Source organism: Actomonas aquatica (genome assembly GCF_019679435.2).
Lineage (GTDB): Bacteria > Verrucomicrobiota > Verrucomicrobiia > Opitutales > Opitutaceae > Actomonas > Actomonas aquatica.
Window position 1 is genome coordinate 5,284,898 of the sequence record NZ_CP139781.1, and the last position, 13,259, is coordinate 5,298,156.

The window sequence follows — 13,259 nt, forward strand, 5'->3', positions numbered from 1 at the left end:
CCCGTCATAGCTGCATGAAGAATCTGATCCGCGGAGTTTGGGTAGGAGCTTTAACCATCCTGTCGGCGGCGGCCCATCCGGTGGATGATGCGATGGAGGCCTTTGCGGCAGATTGGGTTCGGGGGAATCCGGTGCTCGCGAGTCGCACCCAGTATTTCACGGGAGCGGAGCAGGCTGCGCTGGAAGGCCAACTCACTCCCGTGACGAGTGAATACAAAGCCGAGCGCGCCGCGCAGGCGGCGGCGGGACTGGCAATGATCCGCGCGCTCGACACGACCGGGGCCCCCGAGTCGACCCTGCGGGCCAAACGCACGCTGGAGTGGTTGCTGGAGGACTACGTGCGCGAGGCGCAGTTCGATGACTTTTATTTTCCGCTCAACCAGTTCACCGGCGTGCAGCGTTATCTGGTGAGTTACCTGGCGAGCTCAATGCCCATCCGTCACGCGGGTGACGCCCGCAACTATGCGGCGCGGATCGGACAGATGGGCGGCGTGATGACCGATGCGCGGGTGGAGATGGAGCGGCGCGAAGCGCAGGGCATGTTGCTGCCGGATTTCATTCTGCGGGCGACCATCCGGCAGATGGAGTTGTTCCTTGCGCCCGAACCCGCGGACAACCTGCTGGCCACCTCGTTTGAACGGCGGGCGGCTGAGCTGAGCGACCTGACCGCGGCGGAACGCGAGCGTTTGCTGGCGGCGGTGGTGAGCGACCTGACGGAATCGGTGTATCCAGCATATCGTGACGCGCTGGCGACCTTGGAACGGCAACTCAAGCAGGCGACGGCGGATGCGGGCATCTGGCGGCTGCCGCGCGGGGCGGAAGCTTACGCGTCGAAACTGCGCCACTACACCAACGGTGATATGACCCCGCAGGAGATTCATGAACTGGGTCTGGCCGAGGTGGCGCGCATCGAGGCGGAGATGGATGCGATTCTGCGCGACCAGGGATTGACGGAAGGTTCGGTCAACGCGCGCTACAAGGAGTTGGAGGCGCGTATCCAACCCACGGGCACGGATGATCCTCGCCCGATGCTGTTGTCGCAGTATGCGGAGATGGTGGACGACGCAGTGGCGCGGTCGCAGTCCTTGTTCGACATGATGCCGCGCGCGCCGGTGGTGGTGCGCCGCGAGCCGTTGTTTTCGGAGGCGAGTGCGGCGGCCCATTATTCGGTGCCGGCGGCGGATGGCTCGGTGCCGGGCATCTTCTGGGTGCCGCTGCCGGGGGAACCTTACCGGATGATCAGCCGGCGTTCGCTGGCTTACCATGAAGCGGTGCCGGGGCATCATTTCCAGTTGGCGCTGCAGCAGGAGATGGAGGAGCTACCCAAGTGGTGGTCGAACCGCATCTTTGGCAGCAACTCGGCGTATTCCGAAGGCTGGGCTTTGTATGCGGAATGGCTGGCCAACGACGAAGGCTGGTATGAAGGCGACCCGATCGGGAAGCTCGGTTATCTGAGCAGTGAGCTGCTGCGGGCGCGTAGGCTGGTGGTGGACACGGGCCTGCACGCGTTCAAGTGGACGCGGCAGCAGGTGATCGACTACGGCATCTCGGTGAGCGAAACGGAGCGTTACGTGGTGTATGCCGGGCAGGCGACGTCCTACAAAGTGGGGCAGCTCACCATCGTGAAGCTACGGCGTGAGGCCGAGGCACGGCTGGGCGATAAATTCGACCTACCGACCTTCCACAACATCGTGCTGCGCGGCGCGAGTGCGCCGCTGGAAATCGTGCGCGACGACGTCGAAGCCTGGATCGCCGCACAGGAATGAGCGCGGCGGGCGGGAGGGGCTTTCTATTTTACAGAAGGAAACGAAGGGGAAGCAGGTGCTGAGTGGCAGGGCTTGGTCGCCGAAGCTTTTTACACCAAGGCAGCAAAGGGAGCAAAGAGCCGGCAGGGGGAGTGCCTGCGCTATCCGATGGAGGCTCGGTTATCGGAGGGCGCGGAGAGTATCCTGCCTAAGGCGGAAGAATGGAACCGAGGGGGAGGTGGAGTCAGCCACGAAGAGGCACAAAAATGCACGAAAAGGATCCGGATGGTTTTTGTGCGTTTTCGTGCCTTTTTGTGGCTAGGTCTCGGTCGGACGGGGGCCGGTGGAGAGGCTTTGCTCTCTTTGCTGCCTTCTGTAAAAACAACCCCGGCTTACCGCGCGAGTTGGCGGGGGACGCGGATGTGTTCGACCTCTTCCTGGACTTCGGCGGGGGGCTCGGGGGTGAAGCGGGCGACGATTTGGGCCACGGCGAAGTTGATCAACATGCCGATGGTGCCGATGCCTTCGGGGGAGATGCCGAAGAGCCAGTGCTCAGGGTTGTTTTTCTCCGGGACGATGAACTTGAAGTAGCTGATGTAGACCGCGGTGAAGATGATACCGACGATCATGCCGGAGATGGCGCCTTCGCGGTTCATCTTCTTCTGGAAGATGCCCATGAGGATGGCGGGGAAGAAGGAGGCGGCGGCGAGACCGAAGGCGAAGGCCACGACCTGCGCGACGAAGCCAGGCGGGTTGATGCCGAAGTAGGCGGCGACCACGACGGCGGCACCGGCGGCGACACGGGCCCACATGAGTTCACCCTTTTCGCTGATGTCCGGCTTGATGCAGCGCTTCACCAGGTCGTGGGCGAAGGCGGTGGAGATGACCAGGAGCAGGCCGGCGGCGGTGGAGAGGGCGGCGGCCAGACAGCCGGCGGCGACGAGGCCGATGACCCAGTTGGGCAGCTGGGCGATCTCGGGATTGGCCAGGACGATGATGTCGCGGTCGATGGTGAGTTCGTTGCCGGCCCAACCCTTGGCGGCGACCTCGGTTTGGAAGGCAGGGTCGGTGTTCTTGTCGTTGTAATACTGAATTTTTCCGTCGCCGTTTTTGTCGTCGAAAGTGAGCAAGCCGGTCTCTTCCCACGTGGTGAACCAGGCCGGCATTTCGGAGTAGGTGGCGTTGTCGACGGTGTTGAGCAGGTTGGTGCGGGCAAAGGCCGCGACGGCCGGGGCGGTGGTGTAGAGGATGGCGATGAAGAGCAGCGCCCAGAAGGCCGACATGCGCGCGCCGGAGACGTTGGGCACGGTGTAGAAGCGCACGATCACGTGGGGCAGTCCGGCGGTGCCGACCATGAGCGCGCAGGTGATGGCGGCGACATCGACCACGGGTTTGACGCCCTGAGTGTAGGCGTGGAAGCCGAGGTCGGTGCTGAGCGTGTCGAGCAGATCGAGCACGTAGGTGCCGCCTTCCTTGGTGGCGGCGCCGAGCCCGAGCTGCGGGATCGGGTTACCCGTGAGCATGATGGCGATGAAGATCGCGGGCACCATGTAGGCGAAGATGAGGACGCAGTATTGGGCGACCTGCGTGTAGGTGATGCCCTTCATGCCGCCGAGCACGGCGTAGACGAAGACGATGCCGGTGCCGATGATGACGCCGGTGTTGATGTCGACCTCGAGGAAGCGGGAGAAGACGATGCCGACGCCGCGCATCTGACCGGCGACGTAGGTGAACGACACCATGATGGCGCAGAGCACGGCGACGATGCGGGCGGTCTGCGAGTAGTAGCGGTCACCGACAAAGTCCGGCACGGTGAACTTGCCAAATTTGCGCAGATAAGGGGCGAGCAGCAGCGCGAGCAGCACGTAACCTCCCGTCCAACCCATCAGGTAGACGCCGCCGTCGCGTCCCTGGAAGGAGATGATGCCGGCCATTCCCATGAAGGACGCTGCACTCATCCAGTCGGCGGCGGTGGCCATGCCGTTGTGGATCGGCTTCACGCCGCCGCCGGACACGTAGAACTCCTTGGTGGAGCCGGCGCGGGAGCGGTAGGCAATGTAGAGGTAGAGCGCGAACGAAAGGGCTACGATGAGGTAGGTCCAGGCTTGAGCGGACATGGGCGGGGTAAGGGAGGAGGTGGGTAAGAAGAGAGAGGGGAGGGGGCCGGGGAGCCGGCTCTTTATTCTTTCTCTTTATCTTTCTCTTTCTCCCCGAAGGCCGGGATCCGATCGCACCACGGGGAGAAAGAGAAAGATAAAGAGGAAAGAATAAAGAGCGCCTGACGGCGCGGGCGAAGGGGGGATCAGTCCTCGTGCACGTCGTATTGGCGGTCGAGTTTGTTCATGCGCCAGACGTAGTAGGCGATGATGCCGACGAACACGTAGATCGAGCCTTGTTGGCCCATCCAAAAGCCGAGTTTAAAACCACCGATCCGGATCTGGTCCAAGGCGTCGGCAAAGAAGATGCCGCAGCCGAAGGACACAAAGGCCCAGAGGATGAGGAGGGTAGAAAGCAAGCGAAGGTTGGCGCGCCAGTGAGCCCGGCGGTTTTCAGGGGTAGCCATGGGGGGAAAGCGATGGCGGGCCCGACCGCACCGGTCAATGGCGGAGTCGGGCCCGGCGGAGATTGGCCGCCATCAAAGCTCAGCGAGGCGCGGTCGGGAGGCGGCGTGACGGCGGTGCACGTCGACGTAGATCTCGTCGCAGAGTTGGTCGACCACGGGGCCTTGCGGGAAGTCGTCACTGAAACCGGGCGCCACCGGATCGAGCATGAGTTTGGCGGTGGCGAGGAAGTCGCGGATGAGTTCACGCGGTTCTTCGTCACCGACGGCGATGCGGATGGTGGTGGGCGCGATGCCGGCGGCGGCGAGGGCCGCGGGTGAGAGTTCGCTGTGGGAGGTGAGGGCCGGGCAGAGCACGACGGTGTTGCTTTGGCCGAGCGTGACCATGTGTCCAAACATGGGCGCGAGCGCGTCGAAGAAGCGTTGAAAGTGCAGGCGATTGAGTCCGGCGCGTTCGAAGTCGATGGTGAAGAGCGGCGCGGGCAAACCGAGGTAGCTGAGCTCGTCGACGAGGTGGTGGTGCGGATGACCCACGATGGCCGGGCACTGCACGGTGATGGCGGGATGGGTGCTGAGCCACTCGGCGAGAATGCGGGTGTTGATGCACTTTTTGAGCATGCGGCCCTCGAGGGTTTTCATGCCGCTGAGCACCTCGAAAGCTTTGTCGGCTTCGAGGAAGGCGCCCTTCACGTAATACACGTTCCAGAAGAGGGTCTGGTCCCAGCCGGGTTCCCCCTTGGGGGCAAACATGTCGGGTGCGCGGCCGATCACGACACCGGCGGTGGTATTGCCGGCGCCGGCGAGGTCCTTGGTGTAGCTGTGAATGAGGTAGTCGGGCCGCGCGGTCGGGTCGGGGTGACGGAGTGGCCGCGACAGGAAGGGCGTGGCGACCGTGCCGTCGAGCAACACGGTGAGACCGGCGGCGTGAGCGGCGCGGCAGATACCCGGCACATCGAGGAAGGTGCCGTGCGGATTGCAGGGACTTTCGATGAAGACGTAGATGCGACGGCCGTCGGCGAGGCGATCGGCGTGAGTCGTCTGGGCGCGGGTGAGGGCGGCAGAAAAATCGTCGGCGTCGCAACCGTCGAAAAATTCAATGGCGACATCGAGGTTGGAGGGTTTGGCGAACCAATCGTGCAGCAACTGGTAGGTGCCGCCGTAGACGTTGCGGGAGGCCAGCACGATGTCGCGGTATCCAATAAGATGTGACAGCGCGCCATCGATGGCGGACATGCCGCTGTTGAAATTCCAGGCGAGGTAGTCGGCGGCTTCGGGGCCGGCCTCCAAATCGACGATGTGATTGGCCAGCGCGATGGAGGTCGGATTGAGCAGACGCGAGTAAATCTCGTGCAGGAACTCGCGACCGTGGAAAGCGTCGTCGATCCACTCGGTGCAGGCGAAGATGTAGGTCGCGGTGCGGGTGATGACCGGGTTGGCAGAGAAGAGCGCGGCGACGTTGTCGAAGGTGGGATACGGGCCCTTGGCGAGGGTGGTTTCCAGTGAGTGACCGAGGGACTGATGGACGGCGCGCGACGGGTTCTGCAGCAGGTCGAGCAGCTTGGCCAATTGGAAGGCGACGAACTTTTTCGCGTTAAAGAGGGCGAGGCGGTCGGCGCGCGGAAGTTGGGCGAGGGTGCGAGTGGTTTCGGCCCAGAGGCCGAGGAGGTCATCGTGCGCGGCGTAGAGTTTTTCGGTGAGGGCAAGCAGCGGGGGCGCGACGGGGGAGTCGGCCGGAATGGCGAAGTGGTCGAGTTGTTCGCGGGCGAGTTCGGCGGGGCTGTGGGCGCCGGAGGTTTTGCGGCGCGGCGAGAGCAGCCGGGCCGGGGTAGGGGTAGCCTGATCTTGCATGAGCGGAGCCTGCCGCGCGGCGGCGCGCGGGCAAGCTCAGGCGGGTGGGTCGAGGCTTTACGGGGATGAACGGCGCGGGCAGGCTGCGCGGCCATGTCGATCACGCTGGATTCCCGCACTTTGGAACGCGCGCGCCGTCTGCTGTGCGCGCTGCAGGATGAAATTCGCAACACGCTGGTAGCGGCGCGGGCGCAGCAACGGCGGCACTTTGCGAAGGTCGCGGCGGTGACGGCGGCGGATACGATTTACCAGATCGACAAGTTGTCGGAGGACGCGCTGTTGGCGTGGCTGGAACGCAAGTGGCCGCGGCGCTGGCCGGTGGAGTTGGTGATGGAAGGGCTGGAGGAAGCCTGGACGTTTCCGCGCGGCACGGCGGTGGCCGACACGGTGTGGAAGCTGGTGATCGATCCGATCGATGGCACGCGCGGTATCATGCACGACAAACGCAGTGCGTGGGCCTTGAGCGGACTAGCGCCGCAGCGCGGGACGCGCAATCACCTCGGTGACATCGTGGTCGCGGCGATGACGGAGTTGCCGACGACGAAGCAGTGGTTGGCGGATCAGTTCAGCGCGGTGAAAGGTGGCGGCAAGGTGGTGGCGCGGTCGTATGATTTGCGGGCCGAGCGCTGGCAGAAACTGGCCGTGGCGCCGCAGACGGGAACGACGTTTGCGCATGGGTTTTCGACGGTCTCGCGGTTCTTTCCGGGCGGGAAGGTGTGGCTGAGCGAGTTTGAAGAACGGCTGTGGAAGGCGTTGGGGGAGTTGGAGGATGGCGCGGCGACGCCGGCGATTTTTGAAGACCAATACATCTCCTGTGGCGGGCAGTTGGCGGAGATCTTGTTGGGGCATGATTTGATGGTGCTCGATGTGCGGCCGCAGGCGTTTACGGCGATCGGAATGGGGCCGGACGGGTTGAGCAGCCATCCGTATGATTTGTGCGCGGAGTTGATCCTACGCGAAGCCGGCGGCGTGGTGGAGCGGCCGGAGGGAGGGCGCCTGCGTGACCCGCTGGATACGACGAGTCCGGTGGCGTGGGCGGCGTATGCGAATCCGCGTTTGGCGCGCAAGGTGCGGCCGGTCGTGAAGCGGGTGTTGGGCGAGATGGGGTGAGGCGCCGAGGCTGGAAGCCTCGGCCACGTTGGCGGCGAGGTGGGCGTTGCGCGGCGTTGTCTCTCAGCCGCCGTAGCCCCAGGTGCCGAGGGGGGCGTCGGATTCGAGGGCGGTCCAGGGTTGGTCGACGTCGGGGAGCCAGGTGTAACGCACGCGGTGCGCTTGGAGGAAGTCGACCACCTGTTGATAACCCTCGATGGCGTCGGCACAGACCCAGAGGGCGATGTAGGTGGTGTCGCGATCGAAGTCGGGAGCGGTGACCAACGCGTGCAACACGCCGCCGGGTTGGACGGCGGCGGTGATGGTGCCGGCGTCGCTGACGCGGGTGTAGCGCGGACGCTCCACGACGCGGCGATCCGGTAGGCGGACCTTGATGTATTCGGTCTGGAAATACGGCTCGCTGAAAGGCGCGAGGTTGTCACCGGTGAGCAGGAAGGGGCGCGGGGTGAGGCCCTCGAGCGAGACGGCGGATTCGAGGGGCGGTTCTTCTTCCTCGGGCGGCGGGGCGGCTTCGAGCTCTTCGATCTTGGTGAGGAGTTGATCGCGTTGGGCGAGGGCGGCTTCGACGGAGTTGAGGTCGAGGGTGAGCAGCTCCTGCAGGCGCGCGACGAGCGCTTCGAGTTCGGTGATGGAGAGGTGCAGCGCGTCGCGTTGGGTGGTGAGTTGGCTGATGAGTGCAGCGAGGTTCTCGTCGCTCAGGTCGTATCGTTCCAGGAGGGCTTCGACGCGCGTGACGCCGGCTTGGACTGAGGTCAGGGCCTCGGCGGCGGCGGCGTGGCGGTCGAGGAGATCGGCGTAGATTTGAGCGCGCGGACGGGCGGATGGTTCGGGCGCGGCGGCGAGGGTGAGGGCGGTGAGGAGGAACGCGGCGACGACGGTAACGGTGGCGGGGAGCGGCTGAGGGGCAGGGTTAGCGCGAGCGAGCTCGCGGCCTACGTTGTGGAAGGGACCTCTATTGCGCGTCATGGGGCGGTCTCCTCCGGTTTTAGGTCGAGGTCTTCGACGAGGGTTTCGAGGGCGCGGAGTTGGGCTTCGACGTGGTCGGTTTCGCGTTCGAGGGCGTTGACGGCTTCGGCGATGGCGGCGGGATCCGGGTCGCGGTCAACGATGGGCTGTTCGCCGTCGAGTGACTTCCCCTCCATGGCGGCGAGCAGGAACAAGCTCGCGCTCAGGGCGAAGAAGAGGTCCGCCATGCAGATGAGGTTACGAAACTTTTGCGGGACAGCCATCGAGGAAGTTCGAAGTGAGAAGTAAGAAGTAGGAAGTTAGAGGTGCGGGGGGAGGTAGGGGGTGATGGGGGCGTCGTTCTTCAGGGGAAAATCGGTGTGGGCGATCGTTTGGCCGGCGGCGCGGCGCGCGGCGAGGTGGGTTTGGACGAGGGGTTTGATTTCGGCGAAGGAGTCCTGGGTCCAGGCCTGCGGGCGCACGGCGATGGCGACGTAGCCGAGGCGGTCGATTTCGCCGAGGAGCCAGTCGCGGTGCGCGTAGAAGTCGCGCAGCGGTATGCGGCGTTGCTGGGGATGAACGATGATCTCACCGGCGAGGCATTCGATGAGCACGTATTGGCCGTTGTATCCACCAAACAAGGACGTGGTCGCGGCGCGTGACTGGTCGCGCTGGCGTTGCAGGTCGGTGAGTTGGATTTGGGCGGCCTCGATTTCGGCGAGGAGTTTTTCGAGGCGGTCGAGGTCCTGTTGTTGGGCTTCGAGGCGGGCGTGTTGTTCGAGCAGGGCGGTGACCTCGTCCTGGAGGGCGGCGAGGCGGGCGGCGTTTTGCAGGCGGCGGAGTTTTTCGGCGGCGGATTGTTCGCGCTCGTCGAGTTGGTAGGCGGTATAGGCGCTGGCGGCGACGGCTTCCTCGAGGGCGAGGAACTCGTTGGTGAGGGTGGGTTTGTTGCCGCCGAACTCGTAGACGAAGAGAGCGGCGCCGAGCAGGCAGCAGAGCAGCGGAATCGAGACCAGACCGATCTCGGGCTGGCTGGGCGCGGCGGGGCCCGGGTGGGCGGAGCGGTGTTTACGCCTTCGCGTCATGGTCGCGCGCCGGGCCTTCGGTGATGGTGAAGGACTTGGGGCGGGTGAGCAGATCGTGGGTGCGCTGGTCGGCGGCGTGGGTCGCTTCCTGCAAGGCGGCGAGGGCGGCGGCTTGGTCCTGGGCGGCGAGCTTGAGTTGGGCGGTGATGTCCTCGCTGGCGGCGGTCACGGTTTGGCTGAGCTGGCCGTGACCCTGCTCGAGGGCGGCGCGGAGATCGGCTTGGGCGGAGGTCGCCTGCTCGCGGGCGGCTTCGAGTTTGGCGGCGATGTCGGTGAGGGCGGCGAGGTGTTGCTCGCGGGCGGTGGCGTCGGCGGCCTGGGTTTGATCAAAGGAGGCCTGCAGGGCGCTGAGCCGGTCGAGTTGGGCGCGGGCGGCGGCGGTAGCGGCTTCGGTCGCGGTGACGAGGGCGGTGAGTTGGGGCGTGGGATCGGGCGGCGCGGGGCGGTCGGCGGTCGCGGCGGCGGCGCTGGCGGTGGTCGTATTGAGCTCGGCGATGGCGGCGGTGAGTTTCTCGTTGGTGGTGGAGAGGGCGGCGAGGTCGGTCGCCATGGTGCCGAGTTTTTGGCGGAAGTAGCTGATGAGTTCGGCGGGATCGATGCCGAGTTCGTCGAGCCAGACGCGCGGGTCGTTGGAGGCGGGCACGGGTGAGCTGCCGGTGGCGTCGACTTTGAGGAGGGCGGATTCGACGTGGCGGTCGAGTTTGCCGAGCAAGGTTTGTTCGGCGCGGCGCAGGAGGCTTTGCGCGATGGAGAGGGTGATGGTGAGAAAGAGCGCGAGCAGCGTGGTGTCGAAGGCGGTGCCGATGGCGTTGGCGAAGGAGTCGGTGCTGTCTTCCCCCTGGAGCACGAAGTTGTTGTAGAGACCGGCGGAGAGGCCCCAGACGGTGCCGAAGAAGCCCACGAGCGGGAGCAGGCCGATGACGTCGGCGGGGAGGGTGTAGCTGTCGTTGAGGGCCTGGGTGTCTTCGTCGGAGAGGTCGCGGGCGGCCTCGCGGCAGAAGGACGGCGAGTGTTGGGCGCTGAGTTTAAAGAGGGCGGCGATGCGGCGGCGGACCCAGGAACCGGTGGTCTCCGGGTAGTCCTGCCAAGCGGCGGCGGAGAGGTCGGCCTGTTCGCGGGAGAGGCGGCGGGCTTTGCGCACGAGGATGTCGGCCCCGAAGACAAACATGGCGATGCTGAGCCATTGGACGGGGCTGCGCTCGAAAAGGAAGGCGCGGAACCAAGCCTCGGCGGGCAGGGTGAAATGCAGGATGAGGAGCAGGACCGCCGTGGTGACGACCGCGACGAGGCCGGAGGAGAGCAAAGATCTCATGTGGGGGCAGAGCGAGAGCGAGGGGGGAGAAGCGGGGCGGAGTGTTTGGGGTAGGGGTAGGGTCAGCAAGCGATAAGCCGTCGTTGAAAGCTGCGGTTGCGCTCGGCGGTCGCAGCGGCGTAGGTAGGCGGTTTCACTTTTGTTGACTGTTTTGAACACCGCCAAACCCGACATCCCGCTGTTTCCCGAGTATGACAACCCGACGCCCCCGTTTTGGGAGCAGCACGGTGGTTGGCTGGCACCGGCGGCGGTGTTTGTGCTGACGGTGCTGTTCACGGTGGTGGCCTTCCCGCCGTTTCAGGTGCCGGAGGCGGCTTACGCGTGTCTGGCGCCGGCGATCCTGTGGGCCTATCGGCGGCCGAGTTTCAGGTTGTTTGCGTTGGTCACCATCGGGGCGCAGGTCACGGCTTGGTATATCCTGTTGTGGTGGCTGCACCATGCGACCTGGGCGGGGTGGGCGCTGTTGGCGCCGGTGGTCGGCGTGTGGGTCGGCGCGTGGTATCTGGCGGTGTGGTGGATGATGCCGCGGCTGCGCGGACAGGCGACGATCGTGCGGGTGTTGGGCGTGCTGGGCTTGGCGGGGTTGTGGGTGATCATCGAGTGGAGCCGGACCTGGTTGCTGACCGGGTTTCCGTGGCTGCCGCTGGCGGCGAGTCAGTGGGAACGCTCGTCGATTCTGCAGATCGCGGCGTATGCGGGCGCGGGTGGCGTGTCGTTTGTGCTGGTGCTGATGAACCTCGGGTTCGCGGCTTACGGGCATCGGTTGTTTTTTGAAAAACACCTGCGGGGGCTGAAGAAGCGCAGTCAGGAGTTTTTTGTGGCGGTGTTTGGCCTGCTGGTGTGCCTGAGCGTGCACGTGTCGGAGTCGGTGAATCGCCACTACTTCAATCAGGACGTCGGGCGGATTGGTTTTGTGCAGCCGGACGTGCCGCAGGAGTTGAAGTGGGACGCGAGCCAGGGGCCGGCGATCGTGAACACCTTGCAACAGGCGACGGCCACGGTGGCGCGCCGCAACGCCGACCTGATCCTGTGGCCCGAAGCGGTGACGCCGTGGGCGGTGCGCGGTGACGCGACGGTGAAGGCGTTTGTCGAGGAGGTGGCGCGTGAGTCGCATGCGCCCTTGTTGCTGGGCTCGATCGCGGTGGAAGGCCGCGAAGTGGGCGAAGGCGATCCGGAGGACGGCGTGTGGTATAACGGCGCCTTCATGGTCGATCCGCAGCGTGGGGTGGACTACGACTACTATCGCAAACGCCACCTGGTGCCGTTTGGCGAATACGTGCCGATGCGATCGGCGTTGGGCTGGCTGGACAAGGTGGTGCCGCTGCCGGGCGATTTTGAAGAAGGCTCCTCGCCGCAGCCGCTGTTGTTTAATGCCAACGGGGTGACGCTGTCGGTGGGTCCGCTGATCTGCTACGAGGACACCTATCCGCAGCTGGCGCGCGACAGCGTGAAGGCCAACGTGGACCTGCTGGTGGTGTTGACCAACAACGGCTGGTTCGGGCGGGGCGGCGCGGCGGAGCAGCACGCGGCGCACAGTGTGTTGCGGGCGGTGGAGACGCGGCGCCCGGTGCTGCGCATCGGCAACGCGGGCTGGAGCGGCTGGATCGATGAGTTTGGCGTGACCCGCGCCGTGCTGCGCAAAGTGATGCGGCGGCAGGCGGACGGCACGTATCGACCGATGGTCTCAACCAAGATTGACGAGGAGGTGGAAGGCTCGATCTACTTCCGCGGCTCGGCGGTCGTGGATGTGCAACGCGACGTGCGTTGGATCGGGAAGCAGAGTTTTTATGTGCAGCACGGCGACTGGTTTGTGCTGGTCGCGCTCGGGCTGTTCACGATGGCGGTGATGGTGGTGCGCAACAAGGTGCCGGACGAACCGGAGCCGGAGTCCGACACCAGTCTGCTGGACGACGTGCATTTGCTCGATGCGGAGAAGATCGCGCCGCGGTCGTCGGGCACGCCGCAGTCGCCCCGCGCGCCGGAGAAACCGGCGGAGGGCGACGAAGGCGAGATCGAGAAAGATAAAGATAAGGAATAAAGAGAAAGCGTTGGCCGGAGCTTACTCGGTGGATTTGGCCGCGATGCGTTCGAGCGCCTTGGTCGCTTCCGGGTAGCCGGGCTTGGCGGCGAGGGCGGCTTCGAAGTGGGTCTTGGCGGCGTCGAGGTCTCCGCGTTTTTCGGCGACGAGACCGAGTTCCACTTCGCCGAGCCACGCCACGCGCTGGTGGACCTCCTTGGCGTAAGTCTCGGCCTTGTCGGCGCTGCCGCCGGCGATGGCCGGAGCGTTGAGGTAGTAGCGGCAGAGGCCGATCCAACCCGTGAGGTGGTCGGGATCAATTTCGACGGAGCGCTCGTAGGCCTTGAGCATCTTGGAGGCGATGAAACCCTGGGCCATGAAGTTGACCTGGCCGATGCGCACGCCGAGGGCCTGGGCGTAGTCGGTTTGGAGTTGGGCGTCGTCGGGGGAGGCTTTGATCGCCTTCTCGTAGAGTTTGACGGCGTCCTTGGTCTCACCGGCCTCGAGGGCGGCGGCGGCCTGTTCGGGGAGCGGCAAGTCGGCGGCGGGAGCCGGGTCTTCGGCGAAGACGGTGGCGGCAAGAAGGAGGAAGGAGAGGATGTATTTGTGCATGGTAATCAGAGGGTTGCGAGGAAGT

General features: G+C 65.1%; 11 protein-coding genes. 3 read left to right on the forward strand and 8 right to left on the reverse strand.

Annotated elements, in window-relative coordinates:
• The first annotated feature begins 14 nt into the window (after positions 1-14).
• The gene (locus K1X11_RS20190) at positions 15-1,766 is read left to right on the forward strand and encodes a DUF885 domain-containing protein (protein ID WP_221029448.1); all 1,752 of its coding nucleotides are present in this window, start codon (positions 15-17) and stop codon (positions 1,764-1,766) included.
• A 371-nt stretch (positions 1,767-2,137) separates the two neighbouring features.
• Here the strand turns inward: K1X11_RS20190 and K1X11_RS20195 are convergent, their stop codons facing one another.
• The 3 genes from K1X11_RS20195 to K1X11_RS20205 all read right to left on the reverse strand — a co-directional run bounded on the left by K1X11_RS20195 (position 2,138) and on the right by K1X11_RS20205 (position 6,153).
• Positions 2,138-3,862 carry a sodium:solute symporter family protein gene (locus K1X11_RS20195; protein ID WP_221029447.1) on the reverse strand — a complete coding sequence of 575 codons (1,725 nt, stop codon included), beginning with the start codon at positions 3,860-3,862 and terminating at the stop codon, positions 2,138-2,140.
• 185 nt (positions 3,863-4,047) lie between these two features.
• Positions 4,048-4,308, reverse strand: coding sequence for a DUF4212 domain-containing protein (locus K1X11_RS20200; RefSeq protein WP_221029446.1), 261 nt, complete (start codon positions 4,306-4,308; stop codon positions 4,048-4,050).
• 72 nt (positions 4,309-4,380) lie between these two features.
• A complete protein-coding gene (locus tag K1X11_RS20205) occupies positions 4,381-6,153 on the reverse strand; it encodes a trans-sulfuration enzyme family protein (protein WP_221029445.1) in 1,773 nt (590 codons plus the stop codon).
• Positions 6,154-6,246: 93 nt separating this feature from the next.
• On the opposite strand from K1X11_RS20205, the gene K1X11_RS20210 reads away from it, so the two are divergent.
• Positions 6,247-7,263: an inositol monophosphatase family protein gene (locus K1X11_RS20210; RefSeq protein ID WP_221029444.1), complete on the forward strand. Its 1,017-nt coding sequence runs from the start codon at positions 6,247-6,249 to the stop codon at positions 7,261-7,263.
• A gap of 63 nt (positions 7,264-7,326) precedes the next feature.
• Here the strand turns inward: K1X11_RS20210 and K1X11_RS20215 are convergent, their stop codons facing one another.
• The 4 genes from K1X11_RS20215 to K1X11_RS20230 are packed head-to-tail and all read right to left on the reverse strand — an operon-like array spanning position 7,327 to position 10,605.
• Positions 7,327-8,229 carry a hypothetical protein gene (locus K1X11_RS20215; RefSeq protein WP_221029443.1) on the reverse strand — a complete coding sequence of 301 codons (903 nt, stop codon included), beginning with the start codon at positions 8,227-8,229 and terminating at the stop codon, positions 7,327-7,329.
• A complete protein-coding gene (locus tag K1X11_RS20220) occupies positions 8,226-8,492 on the reverse strand; it encodes a hypothetical protein (protein ID WP_221029442.1) in 267 nt (88 codons plus the stop codon). Before K1X11_RS20220 ends, K1X11_RS20215 begins: the two co-directional genes overlap by 4 nt.
• 36 nt (positions 8,493-8,528) lie before the next feature.
• Positions 8,529-9,293, reverse strand: a complete 765-nt coding sequence (locus K1X11_RS20225; RefSeq protein WP_221029441.1) for a hypothetical protein — start codon at positions 9,291-9,293, stop codon at positions 8,529-8,531.
• A complete protein-coding gene (locus K1X11_RS20230) occupies positions 9,277-10,605 on the reverse strand; it encodes a MotA/TolQ/ExbB proton channel family protein (protein ID WP_221029440.1) in 1,329 nt (442 codons plus the stop codon). Before K1X11_RS20230 ends, K1X11_RS20225 begins: the two co-directional genes overlap by 17 nt.
• 151 nt (positions 10,606-10,756) lie before the next feature.
• Between K1X11_RS20230 and lnt the strand changes: the two genes are divergently transcribed.
• A complete protein-coding gene (lnt, locus tag K1X11_RS20235; protein WP_221029439.1) occupies positions 10,757-12,643 on the forward strand; it encodes an apolipoprotein N-acyltransferase in 1,887 nt (628 codons plus the stop codon).
• 21 nt (positions 12,644-12,664) lie between these two features.
• Here the strand turns inward: lnt and K1X11_RS20240 are convergent, their stop codons facing one another.
• Complete coding sequence (locus tag K1X11_RS20240; protein ID WP_221029438.1) at positions 12,665-13,234, reverse strand: tetratricopeptide repeat protein; 570 nt, start codon at positions 13,232-13,234, stop codon at positions 12,665-12,667.
• Between the last annotated feature and the right edge of the window lie 25 nt (positions 13,235-13,259).

What these genes read in the sequence shown, in the direction of transcription:
- K1X11_RS20230 (WP_221029440.1), bottom strand. Translation starts at nt 10,605, where the DNA reads ATGAGATCTTTGCTCTCCTCCGGCCTCGTCGCGGTCGTCACCACGGCG.
- K1X11_RS20220 (WP_221029442.1), bottom strand. Translation starts at nt 8,492, where the DNA reads ATGGCTGTCCCGCAAAAGTTTCGTAACCTCATCTGCATGGCGGACCTC.
- K1X11_RS20240 (WP_221029438.1), bottom strand. Translation starts at nt 13,234, where the DNA reads ATGCACAAATACATCCTCTCCTTCCTCCTTCTTGCCGCCACCGTCTTC.
- K1X11_RS20210 (WP_221029444.1), top strand. Translation starts at nt 6,247, where the DNA reads ATGTCGATCACGCTGGATTCCCGCACTTTGGAACGCGCGCGCCGTCTG.
- K1X11_RS20200 (WP_221029446.1), bottom strand. Translation starts at nt 4,308, where the DNA reads ATGGCTACCCCTGAAAACCGCCGGGCTCACTGGCGCGCCAACCTTCGC.
- K1X11_RS20205 (WP_221029445.1), bottom strand. Translation starts at nt 6,153, where the DNA reads ATGCAAGATCAGGCTACCCCTACCCCGGCCCGGCTGCTCTCGCCGCGC.
- K1X11_RS20215 (WP_221029443.1), bottom strand. Translation starts at nt 8,229, where the DNA reads ATGACGCGCAATAGAGGTCCCTTCCACAACGTAGGCCGCGAGCTCGCT.
- K1X11_RS20190 (WP_221029448.1), top strand. Translation starts at nt 15, where the DNA reads ATGAAGAATCTGATCCGCGGAGTTTGGGTAGGAGCTTTAACCATCCTG.
- K1X11_RS20225 (WP_221029441.1), bottom strand. Translation starts at nt 9,293, where the DNA reads ATGACGCGAAGGCGTAAACACCGCTCCGCCCACCCGGGCCCCGCCGCG.
- K1X11_RS20195 (WP_221029447.1), bottom strand. Translation starts at nt 3,862, where the DNA reads ATGTCCGCTCAAGCCTGGACCTACCTCATCGTAGCCCTTTCGTTCGCG.